The sequence below is a fragment of the Nostocoides sp. F2B08 genome (assembly GCF_009184895.1).
Classification (GTDB): Bacteria; Actinomycetota; Actinomycetes; order Actinomycetales; family Dermatophilaceae; genus F2B08.
This window is the reverse complement of sequence record NZ_WESE01000007.1, coordinates 136,944-155,085: the sequence shown is the minus strand read 5'-3', so window position 1 is coordinate 155,085 and position 18,142 is coordinate 136,944. Positions and strand designations below refer to the sequence as shown.

General features: G+C 68.9%; 20 protein-coding genes and 1 tRNA gene. 14 read left to right on the top strand and 7 right to left on the bottom strand.

Annotated elements, in window-relative coordinates; all coding sequences use genetic code 11:
• Positions 1-4 precede the first annotated feature (4 nt).
• The 9 genes from GA707_RS15515 to GA707_RS15475 all read left to right on the top strand — a co-directional run bounded on the left by GA707_RS15515 (position 5) and on the right by GA707_RS15475 (position 7,224).
• Complete coding sequence (locus GA707_RS15515) at positions 5-868, top strand: ScpA family protein (RefSeq protein WP_370460051.1); 864 nt, start codon at positions 5-7, stop codon at positions 866-868.
• On the top strand, positions 865-1,524 hold the full coding sequence (gene scpB, locus GA707_RS15510) for an SMC-Scp complex subunit ScpB (protein ID WP_152179344.1): 660 nt from the start codon (positions 865-867) through the stop codon (positions 1,522-1,524). Before GA707_RS15515 ends, scpB begins: the two co-directional genes overlap by 4 nt.
• Positions 1,521-2,384: a pseudouridine synthase gene (locus tag GA707_RS15505; protein ID WP_152179343.1), complete on the top strand. Its 864-nt coding sequence runs from the start codon at positions 1,521-1,523 to the stop codon at positions 2,382-2,384. The genes scpB and GA707_RS15505 overlap by 4 nt, the downstream gene beginning before the upstream one ends.
• 19 nt (positions 2,385-2,403) lie before the next feature.
• The gene (locus GA707_RS15500; RefSeq protein WP_226963847.1) at positions 2,404-3,528 is read left to right on the top strand and encodes a prephenate dehydrogenase; all 1,125 of its coding nucleotides are present in this window, start codon (positions 2,404-2,406) and stop codon (positions 3,526-3,528) included.
• The gene (gene cmk / locus GA707_RS15495) at positions 3,525-4,220 is read left to right on the top strand and encodes a (d)CMP kinase (RefSeq protein ID WP_152179342.1); all 696 of its coding nucleotides are present in this window, start codon (positions 3,525-3,527) and stop codon (positions 4,218-4,220) included. The genes GA707_RS15500 and cmk overlap by 4 nt, the downstream gene beginning before the upstream one ends.
• Positions 4,217-4,915, top strand: coding sequence for a 1-acyl-sn-glycerol-3-phosphate acyltransferase (locus GA707_RS15490; RefSeq protein WP_152179341.1), 699 nt, complete (start codon positions 4,217-4,219; stop codon positions 4,913-4,915). Before cmk ends, GA707_RS15490 begins: the two co-directional genes overlap by 4 nt.
• A 127-nt stretch (positions 4,916-5,042) precedes the next feature.
• The gene (der, locus tag GA707_RS15485; RefSeq protein ID WP_226963859.1) at positions 5,043-6,485 is read left to right on the top strand and encodes a ribosome biogenesis GTPase Der; all 1,443 of its coding nucleotides are present in this window, start codon (positions 5,043-5,045) and stop codon (positions 6,483-6,485) included.
• Between the two features lie 71 nt (positions 6,486-6,556).
• Positions 6,557-6,633 (top strand) — tRNA-Pro (locus GA707_RS15480).
• Between the two features lie 69 nt (positions 6,634-6,702).
• Positions 6,703-7,224, top strand: coding sequence for a hypothetical protein (locus GA707_RS15475; RefSeq protein WP_152179339.1), 522 nt, complete (start codon positions 6,703-6,705; stop codon positions 7,222-7,224).
• 22 nt (positions 7,225-7,246) lie between these two features.
• Here the strand turns inward: GA707_RS15475 and GA707_RS15470 are convergent, their stop codons facing one another.
• Entirely contained in the window at positions 7,247-7,888 is a 642-nt protein-coding gene (locus GA707_RS15470) for a DUF4203 domain-containing protein (protein WP_152179338.1), read from the bottom strand.
• 142 nt (positions 7,889-8,030) lie between these two features.
• Here GA707_RS15470 and GA707_RS20925 point away from each other — a divergent pair, with 142 nt between their 5' ends.
• The 3 genes from GA707_RS20925 (at position 8,031) to GA707_RS15455 (ending at position 10,951) form a co-directional block, all read left to right on the top strand.
• On the top strand, positions 8,031-8,270 hold the full coding sequence (locus GA707_RS20925; protein ID WP_193315365.1) for an amphi-Trp domain-containing protein: 240 nt from the start codon (positions 8,031-8,033) through the stop codon (positions 8,268-8,270).
• Between the two features lie 114 nt (positions 8,271-8,384).
• Complete coding sequence (locus tag GA707_RS15460) at positions 8,385-10,394, top strand: phage holin family protein (RefSeq protein WP_193315364.1); 2,010 nt, start codon at positions 8,385-8,387, stop codon at positions 10,392-10,394.
• 29 nt (positions 10,395-10,423) lie between these two features.
• Positions 10,424-10,951 (top strand): potassium channel family protein, encoded by a 528-nt coding sequence (locus GA707_RS15455; RefSeq protein WP_152179335.1) that lies wholly within the window; start codon positions 10,424-10,426, stop codon positions 10,949-10,951.
• A gap of 31 nt (positions 10,952-10,982) precedes the next feature.
• Here GA707_RS15455 and GA707_RS15450 read toward each other — a convergent pair whose 3' ends face one another.
• Genes GA707_RS15450 through GA707_RS15430 form a run of 5 tightly spaced genes read right to left on the bottom strand, consistent with a single transcriptional unit; the run spans position 10,983 to position 15,166 of the window.
• A complete protein-coding gene (locus GA707_RS15450) occupies positions 10,983-12,383 on the bottom strand; it encodes a DUF2252 domain-containing protein (protein ID WP_152179334.1) in 1,401 nt (466 codons plus the stop codon).
• Positions 12,380-12,700: an SHOCT domain-containing protein gene (locus tag GA707_RS15445; RefSeq protein WP_152179333.1), complete on the bottom strand. Its 321-nt coding sequence runs from the start codon at positions 12,698-12,700 to the stop codon at positions 12,380-12,382. Before GA707_RS15445 ends, GA707_RS15450 begins: the two co-directional genes overlap by 4 nt.
• A 9-nt stretch (positions 12,701-12,709) precedes the next feature.
• Positions 12,710-13,150, bottom strand: coding sequence for a DUF6325 family protein (locus GA707_RS15440; protein WP_152179332.1), 441 nt, complete (start codon positions 13,148-13,150; stop codon positions 12,710-12,712).
• Positions 13,151-13,188: 38 nt separating this feature from the next.
• Positions 13,189-13,611 carry a hypothetical protein gene (locus GA707_RS15435; protein WP_193315363.1) on the bottom strand — a complete coding sequence of 141 codons (423 nt, stop codon included), beginning with the start codon at positions 13,609-13,611 and terminating at the stop codon, positions 13,189-13,191.
• Between the two features lie 49 nt (positions 13,612-13,660).
• The gene (locus GA707_RS15430; protein ID WP_152179331.1) at positions 13,661-15,166 is read right to left on the bottom strand and encodes a hypothetical protein; all 1,506 of its coding nucleotides are present in this window, start codon (positions 15,164-15,166) and stop codon (positions 13,661-13,663) included.
• Between the two features lie 278 nt (positions 15,167-15,444).
• Here GA707_RS15430 and GA707_RS15425 point away from each other — a divergent pair, with 278 nt between their 5' ends.
• Together GA707_RS15425 and GA707_RS15420 are read left to right on the top strand one after the other, a co-directional pair.
• Entirely contained in the window at positions 15,445-16,332 is an 888-nt protein-coding gene (locus GA707_RS15425; RefSeq protein ID WP_152179330.1) for a hypothetical protein, read from the top strand.
• Entirely contained in the window at positions 16,329-16,880 is a 552-nt protein-coding gene (locus GA707_RS15420; protein WP_152179329.1) for an RDD family protein, read from the top strand. The genes GA707_RS15425 and GA707_RS15420 overlap by 4 nt, the downstream gene beginning before the upstream one ends.
• Here the strand turns inward: GA707_RS15420 and GA707_RS15415 are convergent.
• Positions 16,867-18,141 carry an N-formylglutamate amidohydrolase gene (locus tag GA707_RS15415; RefSeq protein ID WP_193315361.1) on the bottom strand — a complete coding sequence of 425 codons (1,275 nt, stop codon included), beginning with the start codon at positions 18,139-18,141 and terminating at the stop codon, positions 16,867-16,869. The two genes, GA707_RS15420 and GA707_RS15415, sit on opposite strands and share 14 nt — an antisense overlap.
• Between the last annotated feature and the right edge of the window lies 1 nt (position 18,142).

Genomic DNA, 18,142 nt, shown 5'->3' with positions numbered 1-18,142 from the left:
AGGGGTGATCACCCGTCGATCACCGGAGCAGGTCTTCGAGGTCCACCTCGACGTCTTCTCCGGTCCGTTCGACCTGCTCCTCGGCCTGATCGCCAAGCACCGCCTCGACATCACCGAGGTCGCCCTTGCGACGGTGACCGACGAGTTCATCGCCCACATCCGGGCTCAACAGGCCTCGGACAACGGGTGGGACCTCGACCAGACGACCGAGTTCCTCCTCGTGGCCTCCACGCTTCTCGACCTCAAAGCCTCACGGCTGCTGCCCCAGCGCGGACCCGAGGACGACGAGGACCTGGCCCTCATCGAGGCACGTGACCTGCTGTTCGCCCGCCTCCTGCAGTACCGCGCGTTCAAGGACATCGCCCGCACCTTCGGCGAGCGGTTGGGCTCGGCGGGCCGGATGTCCCCACGCCAGGCCGGCCTCGAGCCGCGGCTGGCGGCGCTCCTGCCCGAGCTCGTCATGACCGTGACCCCTGAGCAGCTGGCGATGATCGCGGCGCGCGCACTGACTCCTCAGCCGGTTCCGACCGTGGGTCTCGACCATCTCCACGCTCCGGCGGTCAGTGTTCGTGAGCAGGCCGGCCTCATCGGCGCGCGGCTCCGCCGGGACCGGGTGTGCTCGTTCCGCAGCCTCGTCGCCGATGCCGACAGCACCCCCGTCATCGTGGCGCGGTTCCTCGCCCTCCTGGAGCTCTTCCGGGATGCCCAGATCGCCTTCGACCAGGTCGAGGCCCTCGGGGACCTGACCGTCCGCTGGACCGGCGCCGACGAGGGCGAGATCGACGTGGGTGACGAGTTCGACGAGGACCTGACCCCCGCGGGCGCCGACCAGCGGACGGACACCGACCGATCACAGGACGACACATGACCCACACCGACGACGGATCCCGAACCGAGCCGACTGCGGCCGAGAACCAGGCTGGGCCCCCCGAGGGGATCCCGGCACAGATGGGGCTCGACGTAGCGGCCTTTCCCGGCGGTCTTCGCGGGGCTCTGGAGGCGGTGCTCATGGTCGTCGACGAGCCGGTTCCGGAGCTGACGCTCGCCGCCGCCCTCGAGGTGCCGCTCGAGGATGTCTCGTCGGCCTTGGTCGCCCTCGAGGACGAGTATGCCGGGGCCGGGCGCGGCTTCACGCTGCGCCAGGTCGGTGGAGGTTGGCGGATGTACAGTCGCGCCGACTACGCCCCCGTGGTCGAGAAGTTCGTGCTCGACGGACAGCAGGCTCGCCTCACGCAGGCGTCGCTGGAGACACTGGCCGTCATCGCCTACCGGCAGCCCATCTCGAGGTCGCGGGTGAGCGCGGTCCGCGGCGTCAACGTCGACGGTGTCGTACGCACCCTGCTCAGTCGCGGGCTCATCGAGGAGGTCGGCTCCGAGCACGAGTCCGGTGCCGTCCTCTACGGCACGACGACCTACTTCCTCGAACGGCTCGGTCTACGCTCGCTCGACGACCTACCCGCCCTGGCTCCCTATCTTCCGGAGGTCGACGTGCTCGACGAGATCGCAGAGGCGGGTCGAGGATGACACCCCCTCGGCAGCGCCCCCGCCGTGGCGGCTCCCAGTCGCGCAGCAGCAAGTCCGCCTCGGGATCGACCAAGAGGTCCCAGCCGACGCGCACGGTCGGCCCGGACGCAGGGCCCGAAGTGGACGTCCACGACCCGGACGGTGTGCGGCTGCAGAAGCTGCTCGCCGCCGCCGGCGTCGGCTCGAGACGTCAGTGCGAGACGTTGATCAGCGAGGGGCGGGTCCAGGTCGACGGCGTCACGGTCACCGAACTCGGGGTGCGGATCGACCCGTTGCGCCAGGTGGTCCACGTCGACGGGGACCGGATCCAGCTCGACGAGTCCCGGGTCTACCTGGCCTTCAACAAACCTCTCGGAGTCGTCACGTCGATGAACGACGAGCTCGGTCGCGTCGACATCGGCGACTACCTCAGCGGCCGCAGCGAACGGCTGTTCCACGTCGGCCGACTGGATGCCGACACCGAGGGACTCCTCCTGCTCACCAACGACGGTGACCTGGCCCATCGGCTGCAGCATCCCCGGTACGGCGTGCTCAAGACGTATCTCGCCCAGGTGCCGGGTCCCCTGCCCCGTGACCTCGGTAAGCGGCTGCGGGCCGGCATCGAGCTCGAGGACGGACCGGTCGCCGTGGACTCCTTCAAGGTGGTGGACTCCCAGCCCGGCAAGGCCCTTGTCGAGGTCGCGCTCCACGAGGGGCGCAAGCACATCGTCCGTCGGATGCTGGCGGAGGTCGGACACCCGGTCATCAGCCTCGTTCGCACCCAGGTCGGGCCGATCCGGCTCGGCGACACCAAGCCCGGCAAGTGGCGGGCTCTGTCGTCGGCGGAGGTCAGCGCGCTGTACTCGGCCGCGGGGATGTGACATGCCAGGATCCCGCGACATGCCGAGTCGTCCGCGGATGACCGGCTCGGTCCACGTGATCGGAGCCGGTCTCATCGGCGCCAGCATCGGGATGGCGCTGCAGGCACAGGGGGTCCGGGTGACCCTGGAGGACCTCTCACCGACGACCGCTGCCCTGGCCCGCGATCTCGGTGCCGGCTCCCTGCCCGCTCCGGCCGCCGAGGCAGCCGGGTCCGTCGACATCGTCGTCGTCGCCACCCCGCCCGACGTCACCTCCGACGTCGTCGTCGCGGCCCAACGGCGTTTCCCGGCGGCCATTGTCACGGATGTCGCCTCGGTCAAGGGGATCATCGTGGACGAGGTCGGCGTCCGAGGTGGTGACCTCGCGCGTTTCGTCGGCGGTCACCCGATGGCGGGGCGGGAGCGGAGCGGCGCCATCTCCGCCAGGGGGGACCTCTTCGAGGGACGGGCCTGGGTGCTCACCCCGACCAGCGAGACGACCTCGACGGCCCTGACAGCGATCCGGAGGCTGGCCGAGTCCGCCGGTGCCGCCGTCGTCGTCCTCGGAGCGGACGAGCACGACGAGGCGGTGGCCTCGGTCAGTCACGTCCCTCAGATCGCGGCCTCGGTCGTTGCCGCACGCCTCGAGCACCTGTCGGACACCTCCGCTGCTCTGGCCGGTCAGGGCGTCCGGGACGTCACCCGGATCGCTGCCAGCGACCCAGGGCTGTGGACCCAGATCCTCGTCGGGAACGCCCCGGCGGTGCGCCGGGTGCTCATGGAGGTCATCGCCGACCTGCAGGACCTTCAGGAGGCGCTCGGTGCGATCGCGCGCGACGGATCGCACGACCTCGGAGCCCCCGGCTCGCGCGCCGTGATCGCCGGCCGCCTCGCGGCGGGCAACGCCGGCCATGCGCGGATCCCGGGCAAGCACGGCTCGGCGCCCACCGCATACGGCTCGGTGACCGTCTTCGTCCCAGACGAGCCGGGACAGCTCGGCCGGCTGTTCAACGATGTCGGCGCGGCCGGCGTCAACCTCGAGGACCTGCGCCTGGACCACGCGCAGGGACAACCCTTCGGCCTGGCCGAGATCTTCGTCGTCCCCGGTGCCGTCGGGCACCTCACCGAGGCGCTCACCGAGCGCGGATGGAGGTTGCACGGATGACGACGCGTCGTCCCGTCAAGATCGCGATCGACGGACCGTCCGGTTCGGGCAAGTCGAGCGTGTCCCGGGCCGTGGCACGCTCGCTCGGTCTGGGTTATCTCGACACCGGTGCGATGTACCGCGCTCTGACCTGGTGGTGTCTGGACCAGGGCATCGAGCTCGCCGACACCGCTGCCGTGGCGGATGCAGCACGTCGGGTACCCCTGCTCATGGGCACCGATCCCGCGGCCCCCACCGTTGCCGTCGACGGTAAGGATGTCGGTGTGGAGATCCGCACGACCGACATCTCGTCGGTCGTGTCGGTGGTCGCGACCAACCTCGAGGTGCGCGCAGAGATGCGCAAACGGCAGCGCGTGCTCATGGCCGACATCGCCCGCGAGTCCGGGGGAGTGGTGGCCGAGGGACGCGACATCACGACCGTCGTGGCCCCCGACGCCGACGTCCGCATCCTGCTGACCGCCTCGGAGGAGGCCCGACTGCGGCGACGGTCCGCCGAGCTGCACGGCGAGGCCTCGGACACCACGATGGAGGCCACCCGCGACCAGGTGCTGCGCAGGGACCGCGATGACGCCACAGTGTCCACGTTCCATGTCGCCGCGGACGGCGTCGTACTCGTCGACACGTCCGACCTCGACTTCGACCAGAGCGTCGCCGCCGTCCTCGAGGTGGTCGCCAGGGCCGAACCGACATGACCCCCGACCACCCTCCACCGCCCGAGTGGCGGTCCACGTGGTTCAGACGCGGGGCGCGACCGATCCTCGCCGCTCTGTACGACACCCAGGTCCACCATCGTGAGCGGATGCCCGCGGGCGGTCCGGTCGTCGCGGTCCTCAACCACACGGGGTTCCTCGACGGACCGTTCGCCTTCGGGTTCCTGCCGCGACCGGCGCACTTCCTCGTGCTCGACCGCACGTTCGTCGGCGGAACGGGTCGGTTGCTCAGGTGGTCGGGGCAGATCCCGCTCGACCAGCGTCACGGCGACCGTCGTGCCCTGGGCCAGGCGCTCGAGGTGCTGCGTCGAGGAGGGGTGCTCGGCGTGTTTCCAGAGGGCGGACGTGGGCGCGGCGACCTCGCGGAGGCCGGCAAGGGCGCGGCTTGGCTCGCCCTGCAGTCCCGGGCGACAGTGATGCCGGTGGCCTGCCTCGGCACGAGACGCACGGGGGACCTCGCCAACTCGTGGCCACGACCCCGCTCCCGGCTCGTCCTCGACCTCGGTGAGCCGCTGACCGTCGAGCCGCTGGCGGGGGTGCCGGGTCGGGTGCGACTCGAACGGGCGAGTGAGGAGATCCGCACTCGTCTCGCGACCCACGTGACGGGGGCGTCCGAGCGACACGGCATCCCGCTGCCGACCGACATCCCTCCCGATCTCCTCCCCGACCTACCCTGACCACCGCGTGGCGGACGGTTCCTCCCGGGTAGGGGAGAATGGCCGGATGAGTTCTTCGGAGGAGACCACGACGCAGGCCGCCCGCGCAGCGGCATCCGAGGGGATCGCGTCCGGGCACGAGAGCGAGATGCCCGCCGAGGGCATCGAGGTCGAGCGTGCGCTGCGCGCAGGTCTGGAGGACTTCGACCTCACCGACGAGGACCGCGCCCTGCTGGCCGGCGAGTACGTGCCGGATGCGGAATCGGACGCCGGACCGCTGCCCGTGGTCGCGGTCGTCGGTCGCCCCAACGTCGGCAAGTCCACGCTGGTGAACCGGATCCTGGGCAGGCGGGAGGCCGTGGTCGAGGATGTCCCGGGAGTGACCCGGGACCGGGTCGCCTACGCAGCGGACTGGGCGGGACGACGGTTCACGCTCCTCGACACCGGCGGCTGGGCCGTCGATGCCAGCGGGATCCACCTGCGTGTGGCCGAGCAGGCCGAGGTGGCGATCGAGATGGCCGACGTCGTGATGTTCGTCGTCGACGCCGTCGTGGGAGCCACCGGCGACGACGAAGCCGTCGTGCGCCTGCTGCGACGCTCCGGCAAGCCGGTCGTCCTCGTCGCCAACAAGGTGGACGACCAGCGGTTCGAGGCGGATGCAGCTGCGCTGTGGAACCTCGGTCTCGGCCAACCGTGGCCGGTGTCGGCCCTCCACGGGCGGGGGAGCGGTGACATGCTCGACGCGGTGCTCGAGGTGCTCCCGGAGGTGGCGGCACACGGCGGTGTGGATCTCGAGGGGGGACCGCGGCGGGTCGCGCTCATCGGACGGCCCAATGTCGGCAAGTCCTCCCTTCTCAACAAGCTCGCCGGTGAGAATCGGGTCGTCGTCGACGAGGTCGCCGGCACCACCCGGGACCCGGTCGACGAGCTCATCGAACTGGGAGGTCGGACGTGGCGCTTCGTCGACACGGCCGGCATCCGACGCCGGGTGCACCAGACCCGGGGAGCCGACTTCTACGCGTCCCTCCGCACCCAGACCGCCTTGGAGAAGGCCGAGGTGGCGGTCGTGCTCATCGACGCCGGCGAGCCGATCGCGGAGCAGGACATCCGCGTCGTCCAGCAGGTGATCGACGCCGGACGAGCTCTCGTCATCGGCTACAACAAGTGGGACACGACGGACGAGGAGCGGCGCCATTATCTCGAGCGCGAGATCGATCGTGAGCTCGTGCAGATTCCGTGGGCGCCACGGGTGAACCTCTCGGCACGGACGGGACGGCATCTCGAGAAGCTCGTGCCGGCGCTCGAGCGGGCGCTCGAGTCCTGGGACACGCGAGTGCAGACGGGGCGGCTCAACGCCTTCCTCGGGGAGGTCGTCGCCGCACACCCCCATCCGGTGCGCGGAGGCAAGCAACCGCGGATCCTCTTCGCGACCCAGGTCTCCACGCGCCCGCCGAGGTTCGTGCTGTTCGCCTCGGGGTTCATCGAAGCCGGGTACCGGCGATTCGTCGAACGTCGCCTCCGCGAGGAGTTCGGCTTCGAGGGCACCCCGATCGAGGTCTCGGTGCGGGTTCGCGAGAAGCGTCGCCGCTGAACGGTGAGGCGATTCGGAGAAGCCAACCGGCGTGCGATATGGTGCTTCTCGCTCTCCCCGGAGGGCAGCCACGGGCTGTGGCGCAGTTTGGTAGCGCACTTGACTGGGGGTCAAGGGGTCGCAGGTTCAAATCCTGTCAGCCCGACCAGAGCTCACGGACCATAGACGGCTCGCCCCCACCACGGCGACCACGGTTCTTCCGTCCTACAGTGTCGGTGTGACATTGCACGGAGCAGGGGTCGCGGCCGGCCGGAATCCGGGGCGTCGACTGCTGCGCGGCGGCGACCCGGCCGGTCTTCTGTACGGCGCCATCGTCTCCGCCACCGCTCTGGCAGCGGTCAGTCTCAGCACCTCGGAGGCCGTACGTGTGGCGATAGCCACCGGTGCGGTGCTGGTCATCTACTGGATGGCGGATCTGTACGTCCATGCTCTGGCGATGCGCTTCGAGGGTGACAGCCGGGGTCTGCTGCGCAGACTCGGCTCGTCGGCGACCCGCAAGTCGGGTGTCCTCATGGGTGGACTTCCCAGCATCGCGGTCTACGTCGGTGTCTATGCGGTGACCCGCAACCCGACCGTGGCGGCCTTCTCAGCACTCGTCTGTGCGATCGGAATCCTCACGATCGCCGGCTACCTCGGCGCACGACATGCGGGAGACCCTCGACGAGCCGCCATGCTCGAGGCGAGCGGAGCAGGGATGCTCGGAGTCGTCGTCCTGTTCGCCAAGTCCTTGTTGCACTGAGGCACCGCCGGCCCGGGTCCCCTCAGGCGATGCCGGAGCTCTCCCAGCTCGCGCGGATGCTGGCTCGCATGCCGGCCACCTTGGCTGCCTGGAAAAGGGCACCGGCGACCGTGAGGATGACGACCAGGGCGTACCACCACCAGTCGTCCGCGATCTGGGCGCTGAAGGCTCCGCGGGTGAAGGTCGAGGTGTCCATGGCGCCGACCAGCAGCATCAGGCCGCCGACAACGGCGACGGCGCCACCCAGCGCGCTCAGCAGTGCGAGCACGATCATGGGCATGTCCGTCGCCACTGCGGCGACACCGAGGACAGCACCGAGGACGAGTCCGGCGAGGACGGCGACCCAGTTCCAGTCGATACCGAGCGCCACCACGAGACCGGACCCCACGGCGAAGCCGATCGAGGCCATCACCAGCACGACCGCCACCGCATAGGAGAAGTAGGCGAAGATGGCGAAGAGCACGGCGAACACCAGTCCCAGCACCCACCCGAGAACGGTCCCCAGGAAGCTCTGGTCGGCGAAGCCGGCCACCAGCCCCGCCCCGAAGGCGAAGCCCGCGAAGGCCCCCCAGATCGGAAAGACGATCCGGAGCGCGAAAGCACCGCCGAAGCACAGCAGCATGCCGGCCACGATGGCGAAGAGCCCGAGCACGATGTCGACCATGACTCGAGGCTACAAACGGCCGTGTCCAGGCAGATCACCCCCCGGAGGTGATGTCTCGTCGGCCGACAATCGGCAGAGTCGCAGGGAAGGCGCCGGCCGGCTGATCGCCTCCGGACGCGTCCACCAGGTGAGAGGAAGACCGATGCCGGACATCAGCTTCGAGCGGAAACGGTCGCTCAGTCGCCAGGAGGCGGCGGTGTGGCTGAAGGCGCTGGCCAAAGGCTTCGCCGACGGTGACGAGGTGAAGCTGCCCGTGGGCGGCGGAGGTGTCGTCACTCTTCGCATCCCTGAGCACGTGGAGGCCGAGTTCGAGGTGGACGTCAGCGGCGACGAGGTCGAGGTCGAACTCGAGTTCACGTGGTCCCTGACGGCGGACGAGTAGTCACGGTGGCACGTGTCGATGGGTCGTGAGGTGACACCTCGCGACGGTGACCAGGACGTAGGCGCAACCGCGGCCCTCGAGTTGTCGTCGAGGAGTTCGCCACCGCCTCGCCGGATGGGACTGACCGACATCCTCCGGCTGCTGGCCGCCTGGGTCTCGGCGACGGTCGCACTCGTCGTCACGGGGGCGATCCTCCCGGGACTGTCGGCGACGGGTTGGTGGCCGTACATGGCGGTTGCCGCCGTCGCGGGCGTCGTGGGACTGGTTCTCAGACCGGCGCTCGTCGAGGTGTCGGCCCGGCTCGGCTGGCTGGCCGTGATCCTGGTCGCTCTGGGCGGCCAGGCCCTGATCATGTACCTGGCCATCCTCTACGTCCCCGGCATCGAGTCGACGCCCTTGACCGCCCTGGTGGCCACCTGGGTCAGTGCAGGGGTGGGGACCCTCATCTCGTGGGCCACGACAGCCGGCACCGATGACGGACTCGTCACCTCCCTGACGCGCCGTGCGCGTCGCCCACACAGTGTGCCGGACCCCGAGATCGACGGGATGGTCTTCGTCCAGATGGACGGCGTTCCGTTCCCGGTCATCCGCTGGGCCGTCCAGTCCGGTGCCGTTCCCAACATCCGCGCCTGGCTGACCTCAGGGGACTATGTCCTGCAGCCATGGACGGTCCAGATCCCCTGCACCACGCCGGCCAGCCAGCTCGGCATCCTTCACGGGACGATCGCGGGCATTCCGGCCTTCCGGTGGTACGACCGAGAGCTAGGACGGGTCCTGGTCGCCAACCGGCCGGCTGACGCCCACGTGATCGAGGAACGCGCGAGCACCGGGAACGGGTTGCTCCGCGACGATGGGGTCTCGATCTCGAACCTCTTCACCGGCGACGCTCCACGCTCCCTGATGACGATGAGCCGTATCGAGGTCCATCGCGGATCGACCCAGACGCGGCGGGCCTTCGCGTGGTTCCTCGCATCGCCGAGCGGCTTCATGCGCAGCTTCACGAGAACCGTGGCGGAGATCGTCAAGGAACGCTGGCAGGCGCGACGGCAGGTCAAGCGGCGTCTCGACCCCCGGGTGCACCGCGGTTGGACATTCGCGGTCCTGCGAGCGGTGACGAACGCACTTCTTCGCGACCTCAACACGGCGCTCGTCGCCGAGGAGATGCGCCGAGGCACCCGAAGCATCTACGTCGACTACGTCGACTATGACGAGATCGCCCACCATGCCGGCATGTTCCGGCCGGAGTCCCTCGCCGCTCTGGACGGCCTGGATCGCGCCGTCGCCGTCATCGCCAGGCTGGCCGAGGGAGCGCCCCGGCGGTACCGGATCGTCATGCTGTCCGACCACGGCCAGTCGCAGGGCGCGACGTTCGCCGACCGGTACGGCCGCACTCTCGGTGACCTTGTCTCGGCCCTGATCGAGGAAGACGTAGAAAGCGTCGACGTCTCCGTGGAGGGCCTCGGGCGAGCGGACTCGATCGTCGGTGACCTCGGCACTGAGGGCCTGACGGGGAAGCTCGCGGCGCGCGCCGACGAGAGTCTGAGTCGGGCCGCGAAAGCGTCTGGGCCCGAGCAGGACGATGGGACGGCGGATCCGGTCGTCGTGCTCGGCTCTGGCAACCTCGGACTGCTCTACGTGCGAGAGCCTCGACGGTTGACTCTCGCTGATCTCGACCGTCGTTGGCCCCGTCTCGTCCCCGGCCTGCTCGACCATCCTGGGATCGGCTTCGTCGCGGGCGTCGACGATTCGGGCACACCCTGGGCGATCGGAGCCGCCGGCCGCCGTAACCTTACGAGCGAACAGGTCACCGGGACAGATCCCCTGGAGCAGTTCGGACCCCACGCGGCCCACACCCTGCGCCGCGCGGTCTTGTTGGTCGAGGCGCCGGACCTCTATGTGAACAGTGCGCTCGACCCCGTGACCAACGACGTCAACGCCTTCGAGGGTCTCGTCGGCTCACACGGTGGGCTGGGCGGCTGGCAGGACCAGGGCATGCTCCTCGCACCAGCCGATCTGATGAGCGCGGTCCCCTCGCGGATCGAGGGAGCCGACGACTTGCATAATGTCCTCGTCGGCATGCTCGAACGATGCGGGCAGCGCACCGCCGCGAACCAGGACCGATGACGACCGACGGTGAGCGAGGAGGAGAGGCCATGACCGCCCGCTCGATCGTGACGCGGCCGGCGGCACGGGCAGTTGTGATGCCGGTTGCGATCCTCGTGCTCTACTTCGTCGTCCCCGTCGATGCGGAAAGGGCTCCGATCGGAGTGCTGCTGGGTGTCACTCTGAGTGCGGCGGCACTCGTCGGCGTCGTTGCGGTGGTCGTTGCCGAGGCGCGCGGTGCACGGCGGTTGGTGGGGCGACACTTCATCATCGCGCTGGAGATCTCCCTTGTGGTGTTCGCCTTCGCGTACTACGTCATCGCCACGAACGACGCGGGACAGTTCGGCGGGCTCAGCACCCGAGTGGACGCGTTGTACTTCGCCACCGCCACTGCTGCGACGGTCGGCTACGGCGACGTCCACCCGACGGGCCAGCTTTCTCGAGTCTTGGTCACGGCGCACATGATCTTCAACCTCGTGTTCATCGCGGGCGTCGTCAACCTGGTTCGAGACCGCATGAGTGAGCGACGCGCCGCACTCCATCGCACGTCAACGCCGCACTCGACTGACGCCGAGTGAGAGGCTCGGAGGGCGGCCTCTCTCCGGGGGCTCAGGCCTCGCCGCCGAGCTCCCCCGCCAATGAGCCACTCGCCACAGCGTCCGAGAATCGCGTGTAGTCCTGCTCGTTGAGGTCCGCATAGGAGTGGGCGAACTCCGCCAGAGCCTGGGGGAAGGCGTCATCCTCACCGAGGTATCCGGAGATCGCAAGACGGTCGCCAGAGCGTGCATGCGCGCGGGCCAGGGTCCACGCGCACAGCTCGCCGTACATCCTCATCCCGTCCGGAGCAAGTGTGTCGACGTTCGCAGAGCCCTTCCAGTCGTGGAGTTGACGAACGTAGAAGTCTCGCGCGCGACCGTCAAGCCCGAGGACTCGGTGCCATCCGAGGAAGATGTCACTGGCCGCCTGCATGATCTGTTGCCCTGTGACGACACGTTGACCCTCGTTGTCATACGGCTTCCGGCCGGCGTCGAGGTGCTTCGCGAGGACCGACTCCTGTGCCTCCTTCACCTGGAGGAACAGAGGATCGTCGTCGTCGCGCCCACGGAGGAGGACGATCCAGCACCGTGTGCCGACGCTCCCCACGCCGACGACCTTGCGCGCCATGTCGACGAAGGTGTAGGAACCGATCAGTCGGCGATGGTCCTCCCGGAGAGAGCCGGCATAGCCGTCGAGGATGTCGGCGACCGAGTCCTCGATCTCGCGCCGGTCCAGTCCCTGGGCGAGCTCGGACACCGGGACGATCAGGGGTGCGTCGCTGACTATCCGTCGATGACCATCGACGACCTCGGTGAGCTTGTCGAGGGCGCGGTGATGATCCCGGCGGCGGGCCTTCTCAGTCGTTTTGACCATTCGTTTGCGCATCCTCGGGTCGAGCCGATCGCCGAAAAGTCCGTCGACCCCCTCGAGGTCGACTCGCGCATACCAGAGAGCCAGATTGCCGATCCCCGCGAACGAGTCCATTGCATCGCGATACCTGCGCACCGCCGCGACGACCACAGCGCGGGTCTGCTTCGTCGAGAACTCGTTGTCCCGTCCCGCGACGACCAGGCTCGCGACGAGCCGCTTCAGGTCCCACTCCCACGGACCCGGGTAACTCTCATCGAAGTCGTTGATATCGAAGAGAAGGGCGCGCTCCGGGGACGCGAACATCCCGAAGTTGGCCAGATGCGCGTCACCACAGAGCCTGACGTCGATCCCGGAGACCGGCGTGCGGGCGAGGTCGTCGGCCATGACGGCGGCCGCGCCGCGGTAGAACGTGAACGGCGACGCCGACATCCGAGTGTGACGGATCTCGATCAACTCCGGGACCCTGGTCGTGTTCTGCTCGCTCAGGATGTGGACCGGGCCGGGACGATCCGCTGTGGGGAGTGCGGCATGCGCCTCGGGCGGGACCCGTCGACGTGCCTCGAGACCGGCCCGAGCCCGGTCCTGCGGATCCTGGCCGGTCACCCGCCGAGGATCTTCGACTTCTGAGCAGCGAACTCCTGCTCGGTGAGGATGCCCTGGTCCCTCAGCTCCGCTAGGGCCTTGAGCTGGCTGACGACGTCAGTCGCCGCCGCGCCAGAGGCTTGGGAGGGCGGGGGAGGGGGCGGCGGTGGGGCCTGGTAGACAACCTCCTGCTCGTAGGCCGCATTCCGTTGCGCAGCGGCCGCTGCGTCCCGGTCGGCGAACTTCTCGGCCTGCCGCCTCTGAACCCGACCGTGCACGGCACTTGCAGTGCCGGCGACCACGGCCGTGCGGGCCACACCTCGGATCAAGCCCGGCATCGTTCCTCCTCAGTCCTCGGCCTCGAGCGCCTCCAGCGCTGCCATCACCTGCGGCGCCGGGATGCGGGCGCTGGCGATGAGCTCGCCACCGTTCTGTTGGACGGCACCAACGAACGGGATCGCCCAGCTGTTCTCGTAGACGATGAGGGCGGCGACCGTTCCGGCGCCCATGGCGCCGGCGGCCTCGTGCATGTCGTCCTCCCCGAGCAACCCCGAGCGGGCGCCCGCGAAGTATGCGAAGCCGGCCCCAGGGCCTGTCGGGTCGGTGACCTCGAGGGCCTCGACGGTCCCGTCCGCCGACTTGCTCACCACGAGGAGATCCAGCAGGCGGATGACGCCAGACTCGACCAGGTCGACGAGCGCCGATCCGGCTGAGCCGTCGAGGCGATCCGCCGGGAACTCGATGAGGACATAGTCGATGGGGCCGTGCACTTCAGGTGTCGTGCTCACTGGGTTGCTCCTGTCAGTGGTGTGGTGGTTGGTCGAGACTACTCGCCGAGAACGTCTCGGCCGTGCATCGACAAAGCCCAGATGACGGCGATGCCGAGGGCGATGATGATCATGCTCCACAGCGGGTAGAACGGCATCCAGACGAAGTTCACGAGGATGCTGACCGAGGCCACGACGATGGCGACGACCCGGGCCCACGTGGCGCCCTGGAGGAGCGAGAAGCCGGCAACGGCGACGACGATGCCGAGGAGCAGGTGGATCCATCCCCAGGCGGTGACGTCGAACTGGAACAGGTACTCCTCGCCGACGACGTAGAACGTGTCGTTGAACAGAGCGACGAGCCCTTGCAGGGCCTGCATGACTCCGCCGATGATCATGACCGTTGCAGCGAACACGATGAGCCCGACCGCTCCCGCGCTGTACTCCCGCTGTGCCGTGGAGCTCGTGCGTGTGGTTGACATGGTGCCTCCTCCTCAGCGCCGCTGGGGCCGCTGTTGACTGTTCTGTGTTCTACGGCTTCGTTTCTACGGCTTCGGAGGGGGTGGCCGCCTCACCCGCGAGAGATGACCTTTTCTCGAAGTCGTCGGGTTGGGCCGACTCGGACGACCCCATCGGCAGTCGTTCGGTCGGTTCCTCACCGACGTTTCGGACCAGGGGCGGGCGTCCCAGGAAGGCGATCACGGCCAGGACGACGATGACGATCAGGGCGACCAGGACGACGTCTCCGACCGTGGGGCTGTCCCAGAACATCAGTGCGAGTCCGGCGACGACGAATGTGATCATCCAGAGTGTGCTCTTGTACCGGTAGACCCACCGCCCCACGGTGTCGAGATGCCAGCCGGCGTCATCGGCGCTGCCTCTGGCGTGGCCGATGCCCCGGTCGACGACGGACCGTATCCGGACCGCGAACGGTGCGGGCCCGGTGACGAAGGCGGCCAGCGCGACGAGCAGGGCGAGGACGCCGGTCGCCCGCAGGCTGGTGCGCAGGAACCGGACGAGCATGTCGAAGACGTTGCCGGCCGTGTCCGCCGTCAGGATGTCGGCCGGTGTGGTCTCCACGTAATACGTGCGCACCAGTGTCAGTCCGGCGCCGAGAGCGATCATGGCGACCGCCACCCCCAAGGATCCTCGAAGAAGCGCCCGACGTCGGTCTGCGGCGAGAAGCACCCCCGCGGCGAGGAGCGCGACGGCGACGATGGGGAGCCAGACCCCGAGCGTGTTGAGGACACCGTAGAAGCGTTGTGCCTGGCCGATGCCCTCGGACTCGGCCAGGACGAAGGTCCGGTCCACGGCCGGGACGTTGGCTGCCAGCTCGAACCCCTGGTCGACCAGGCGTGCGCTGACCTCCTCGATCACCGGGCCGAGGTTGAGGGTGATCTGGTTGTTCTGCGCCGTGATCGCGCCACTGGTGTCACCTTCGAGAAGGTCCACCAGCTGAGCGTGCGCGATGCGGTTGACCTCCGCCCACACGATCTGGAACTGGTCGCTGGCGACGAAGTTGCCGGTCTGCGTGCGCGTGAAGTCCTCGATCCCGCGTGTGAGCGGACCCGCCAGAGCGGGCAGGGCGGCAGCGACGCGCGGCGGCATGTTCTCCTGCTCCGACAGAACCTGCAGGGCCTGAGTCGTCACGTCGGCGACATCGAGGTTCTCCATGACCGCGGCGGTCACCTCATCCGCGATGGCCGCCTGAACGCCCGGGTCGTCGGCGATCGGGGCGACCGTCTCGACATAGCGGTCTGTCTGGGAGACGACCGTGCTTGCCCACACGGACAGAACCGAGACCGGAGCCAACAGGCACGCGATGATGATGAGAACGGCCGAGACGAAGGACCGTGTGCTGTCGTGACGGCCGGTGGGAGCCTGGGGAGAAGCCGCGGTCTGAGCCGCCTCCAGCTCTGCCACCCGGGCCCGCAACCGGGCCAGCTCCCGGGCGTCGTCCGTCGAGGTGGCGGCTGTTGGACTGGCGTTCGGCTGGCCGTCGTTGCCTGGACTGATCTGGACCGAGTGCGTGACCACGACTCCACGCTGCGTCGAGAGCACACCGAAGTCATCACCCGGCAGGGGTGAACCCGTCGAGGGCGGTGCGGATGCCGCGACGCCCGAGCGTTCTCAGGCGAGAGGCCGACTCCGTGTCCGGCGAACGGTGATCTGGGTCGGCATGAGTCACCCCGCGCGGGTGATTCGGGGGACGAGGCCAGGGTGTGCGATGAATATGTCGCCCGCGGTGTACGCGGACGATCCGGCGAGGACGCCCATCGGGGTCCGACGTGCCACGAACGAACCGAAGGTGTGCCGTGAGCGAGGATCGGGAGGACATCGACCCGGTGGCGGTCGCTCTCGCGGTGTCCGGTCTCTTCCTCGGTGCCGCCGCGGGGACGACGCGCCGGGCGGCGTCGGCCTTGGAGCCGGTGGGTCGGGCACTCCTCGACCCCTCGTGGCTCCCTCCTCGGCTGAACCCCCGACGGGTGCTCGAATCGCTGGCCCGCGATGGGCAGCGGCATCGCAACGCCCTCCGTGTCGAGCTGGCCAGAGGGCTCGATGCCCTTGTGCCGGTCGTGCTCGCCGAGATCCTGCGTCGGGCAGCGGTTACCGAGCTCGTGCTCCGGTACGTCGATCTGGACCGCGTCGTCGCGGGCGTGGACCTCGACGCCGCGGCAGGCCGACTCGACGTCGCCGCGATCGTGGACCAGGTCGATGTCGACCCTGTGGTCAGCCGGGTCGACCTCGACGCAGTGCTCGACCGGATCGACATGGAGAGCGTGCTCGACCGGATCGACATGGAGAGCGTGCTCGACAGAATCGACATGGAGGGCGTCATCGAGCGGATCGACATGGACGTCGTCCTGGACCGGATCGATCTGACCAGGATCGTCCTGGAGCGGGTGGACCTGGACGCGGTGGTCGCGGCGATCCTCGACCACATCGATCTCGTCGGCTTGGCGGGCGAGGTGATCGAGGGCGTCGACCTGCCAGAGATCATCCGCGAGTCGACCGGCTCCATGGCGTCCGACACCGTGCAGGGTGCCCGGATGCAGGGCATCGCCGCGGACGAGGCCGTCAGTCGGGCGGTGGATCGACTGCTTCTGCGGCGCAGGCACCGGGTCACGCAGGCTCCGAGCCAGCCCGGCGACGCAGAGGGAGGGACGCCGGTCCATACCCGCCGGGGAGGGCAGGGGGAATGATGTCCGACGGCTCGCTATCTCCGGTTCCGCGCGAGGCGCGACCGTACCAGGGCAAGCGGGCCGGCGTGGTGACGCGCATGGTGGCAGCGGCCATCGACGGAGCGGTGGTCACGACTCTCCTCCTGGCCGGGTATGCCGCCTTCAGCATCACCCTCTTCCTCATCGATCCCCGGCAGTTCAGCTTCCCCGACGTCGGTCTGCTCTTCAGTCTGACGTCGGCGTTCGCTGTGCTTGTGGTCTACCAGACCCTGGCCTGGTGGCTGGTCGGGCGGACCTACGGCGGACGCGTCATGGGGCTGCGGGTGGTCAGTTTCCGTGGACGCCGACAACGCCTCTCCGGTGCTCTGGTGCGCTCGCTCTTCTGCACCGTGTTCCCCATCGGACTGCTCTGGGTCGCGGTCAGCCGGGAGAACCGCTCTGTCCAGGACATGGTGCTGCGGACCTCGGTGATCTACGACTGGCAGCCCAGAGCGCCGCAAGGACCCGAACCGAGCGGGGACGAGCGACCGGGGAGCGGCGGGACGCAGCGGCCGGTCAGCGGAACATAGGGGCGACGTAGGCGCTGCTCGGGGGCACGTCGAAGTCCCAGCGGCGCAGGATGTCGTAGGCGTGCCTGAGGCGTGCGGTGAGGTCGGTGTGGTTCACCTCGTCCGTCGCCGGCCAGTCCGAGCCCGGACGACGGAGGTATGCGGTGTTCCGCTCGCCGAGGAGTGTCTCGCGCCGGAACTCTGCCTGGTAGGCGCCCGTCCGGATCCGCAGGACGTTCTCATCGCTGGTGTGGCGGACGACTCCCTGCGCTTCGAGTGAGCGCAGCATGCGCCCCATCGCCTGACACTCGAAGGCACCGAGGTACGGGGTGTTCAGGGCCAACTCAGCCTCCACGTCAGGCGGCGGCACCTCGAACGCGATCGCCAGGGCCCGCTGGAGGCTTCTGAACTGCGGCCCGTCGATGATGGGTACGTCGATCCACGGCAGCCTGCCACCCCCGGCCGGCGGGCGCGGCTCACCGCGTGCGTCACCCCGGTTCCCGAGGGACACGATCCGCGGAAGCCACTCGCTGCGGGGCTTGTCCCGGTCGACTGCTCCGCCCTCACCTACTGTCGCGTTCATGGTGTCGTGCACGCACTGGACGTGCAGCATGCGAGCGCTGTTGAAATCGGCCACCGATACGGCGTCCATGTCGAGCGCATGCAGGCGCGCGCACTTGGCGTCGAACACGGTGGTGACGACCTGGTCCCGGATCGTCGCGTAGACCCTCGCGCCTCGTGACCCGAGGTCGTCGATGGTGCCCATGAGGGCACGCCAGTGGGCGTCGTCGCTCGGACGCCGAAGGAAAGGGACACCGCTGAAGGAGGTCGGCCGGATGGCATCCACCCCATTGAAGCCGACCTTCTCACCTCGGGCCTGCGCGTCCTGACGGTCGAAGAACCCCCGTAGTCCGGCCTCCGGATCTTGCGGCCAGTCGCGGTTGGGGTCGAAGAGCATGCGGTGATGGGGGAACTCGACGTACACCACCCTCTCGTCGACCTCGGCCCACCGCTTGCACAGGTCGCTCGTCGTCATGTCCGAGAAGTCGTGCTGTTCGCGCTCGATGAGCGTCGGTTCGAGGAACGGCTGGAGCTCGCGTGGGATCGCTGCTGTCGCGTGCGGACCGGTCAGCACGAGATCGATCCGCCCCGCGACGTCCGAGAAGGGCACCTGCCCCTTGCCGCGGTAGAAGACGAGGTCATCGAAGCCGAACGTCGTGCCCTCAGGGATCCACACGACCCCGCCGTTCTCGTCCTGCTCGAACGTCGACGACGGGGTCATG

Bases quoted from the DNA above. Each gene is read 5' to 3' on its own strand.
- scpB (WP_152179344.1), top strand. From the start codon at position 865: ATGACCCACACCGACGACGGATCCCGAACCGAGCCGACTGCGGCCGAG.
- der (WP_226963859.1), top strand. From the start codon at position 5,043: ATGCCCGCCGAGGGCATCGAGGTCGAGCGTGCGCTGCGCGCAGGTCTG.
- GA707_RS15455 (WP_152179335.1), top strand. From the start codon at position 10,424: ATGACCGCCCGCTCGATCGTGACGCGGCCGGCGGCACGGGCAGTTGTG.
- GA707_RS15490 (WP_152179341.1), top strand. From the start codon at position 4,217: ATGACCCCCGACCACCCTCCACCGCCCGAGTGGCGGTCCACGTGGTTC.
- GA707_RS15460 (WP_193315364.1), top strand. From the start codon at position 8,385: ATGGGACTGACCGACATCCTCCGGCTGCTGGCCGCCTGGGTCTCGGCG.
- GA707_RS15435 (WP_193315363.1), bottom strand. From the start codon at position 13,611: ATGTCAACCACACGCACGAGCTCCACGGCACAGCGGGAGTACAGCGCG.
- GA707_RS20925 (WP_193315365.1), top strand. From the start codon at position 8,031: ATGCCGGACATCAGCTTCGAGCGGAAACGGTCGCTCAGTCGCCAGGAG.
- GA707_RS15420 (WP_152179329.1), top strand. From the start codon at position 16,329: ATGATGTCCGACGGCTCGCTATCTCCGGTTCCGCGCGAGGCGCGACCG.
- cmk (WP_152179342.1), top strand. From the start codon at position 3,525: ATGACGACGCGTCGTCCCGTCAAGATCGCGATCGACGGACCGTCCGGT.
- GA707_RS15500 (WP_226963847.1), top strand. From the start codon at position 2,404: ATGCCGAGTCGTCCGCGGATGACCGGCTCGGTCCACGTGATCGGAGCC.
- GA707_RS15445 (WP_152179333.1), bottom strand. From the start codon at position 12,700: ATGCCGGGCTTGATCCGAGGTGTGGCCCGCACGGCCGTGGTCGCCGGC.
- GA707_RS15505 (WP_152179343.1), top strand. From the start codon at position 1,521: ATGACACCCCCTCGGCAGCGCCCCCGCCGTGGCGGCTCCCAGTCGCGC.
- GA707_RS15415 (WP_193315361.1), bottom strand. From the start codon at position 18,141: ATGACCCCGTCGTCGACGTTCGAGCAGGACGAGAACGGCGGGGTCGTG.
- GA707_RS15470 (WP_152179338.1), bottom strand. From the start codon at position 7,888: ATGGTCGACATCGTGCTCGGGCTCTTCGCCATCGTGGCCGGCATGCTG.